The 1,630-nt window shown below is 32.0% G+C and carries 1 protein-coding gene; it reads left to right on the plus strand.

Going from position 1 to position 1,630, the window contains the following annotated elements:
* Positions 1-53 precede the first annotated feature (53 nt).
* Positions 54-1,477, plus strand: a protein-coding gene (locus tag HMPREF9088_RS12715; protein WP_420889674.1) for an IS3 family transposase whose coding sequence is annotated in 2 segments (ribosomal slippage) — positions 54-590 and positions 593-1,477 — 1,422 coding nt in all. Because the reading frame shifts where the segments join, the coding sequence is not laid out codon by codon here.
* Positions 1,478-1,630: the final 153 nt, after the last annotated feature.

Raw genomic sequence — 1,630 nt, forward strand, 5'->3', positions numbered from 1 at the left:
GTTCTGCACCCCAAATCTTAGACTTAAAAATCTAAGATTTGGGGTGTTTTTTTATGGCAAAATATTCTTTTGAGTTCAAAATGAAAGTCGTTCAAGACTATCTGAACAAAAAAGGCGGTTATAGATTTTTAGGAAATCAATATAATTTACACCAGTCAATAGTCCAAAAGTGGGTCAATTCATATCTTCAATTTGGTCCTGATGGACTACTTCGTAGTCGAAAAAATAAAGTTTATTCTGTTCAAGAGAAGCTGAATGCGATAGAGTTATATTTGACTAATGAAATGTCCACTCGTGAAGTTGCGAATTCAATAGGATTAAATAATCCTGCTTTAATCTCCGCGTGGCTTACCAAATATAGAACTAATGGTATTGATGGACTTTCAAATGCAAAAGGGAGACCATCCAAAATGCCTGAAGAAAAAAAGAAAAGTATAAATAAAACAAAGAACGTAAATCTCGATAAAGAGAATCAAACTACTGAAGATCGCATCAAAGAACTCGAACAAGAAAACTATATGCAACGACTGGAAATTGCCTATTTAAAAGAACTAAGGAGTTTACAGAAGCGAAAAAGCCAACAAAAAAAGAATTAACGAAAATCGCCTGTGAGCTCCAAAAATCATTTCATATAAAGGATATATTGTCGTTTATCGGCTTAGCTAAAGCCACTTTCTATCATTGGAAAAATCGTTTAGACGAAGTAAATCCAGACCAAGATCTGATTAATGAGATTAGGGATATATTTGAAGGAAATTATGAAGCTGTAGGATATCGTTATATTAATCAAGAGTTACGTGCTAGAGGGAAAGTTGTTAATCACAAAAAGATTCAAAGATTAAAAAGAGAAAATAATATACAATGTAAAGTTTTTACACGTAAATCTAGAAAGTATAATTCTTATAAAGGAACCGTAGGTACTACTGCGAAAAATAAAATTCGTAGAAGATTCCATACAACAGTTCCTCACCAAAAAATTACTACAGATACAACAGAATTTAAATATTATATCAAAGATAATGCTGGGAATATGCAAGTAAAAAAACTCTATTTAGATCCATTTATGGATATGTTTAATAGTGAAATTCTGAGCTATCGAATTTCTACATCACCAAATGGAAAAGCTATTATGGAGGGATTAGAAGAGGCTATCCAGATTACAAGTGATTGTCCATTTCGCAGAACCTTTCACTCAGATCAAGGATGGGGCTACCAAATGAAAGCCTACGTCAGGCGATTAAAGTATAAACAAATCTTTCAAAGCATGTCCCGCAAGGGAAACTGCTTAGATAATTCTTTAATGGAAAACTTCTTTAGCATTTTGAAACAAAGTATGTATTATGGAAAAGTATTTCATTCTTTTGAAGAATTGAAATTAGCTATCCAAAATTTTATACATTATTATAATCATAAACGGCGTAAAGCAAAGTTAAATTGGCTTTCTCCCGTTGAATATCGTTTAAAATATGTATCGTAGCGCTCATCTTACTAACGCGCTGCCGCTTGTTTAAACTTTATTTTATACTGCAGAAGAAATTCCCTTCTGCAGTATAAAATAAAGTACAATTAAAAAAACGAAGTAGAAATTAATCTACTTCGTTAAAAAGTCTAACTTTTGGGGTTCACTATA

The organism is Enterococcus italicus DSM 15952 (genome assembly GCF_000185365.1).
GTDB lineage: Bacteria > Bacillota > Bacilli > Lactobacillales > Enterococcaceae > Enterococcus_G > Enterococcus_G italicus.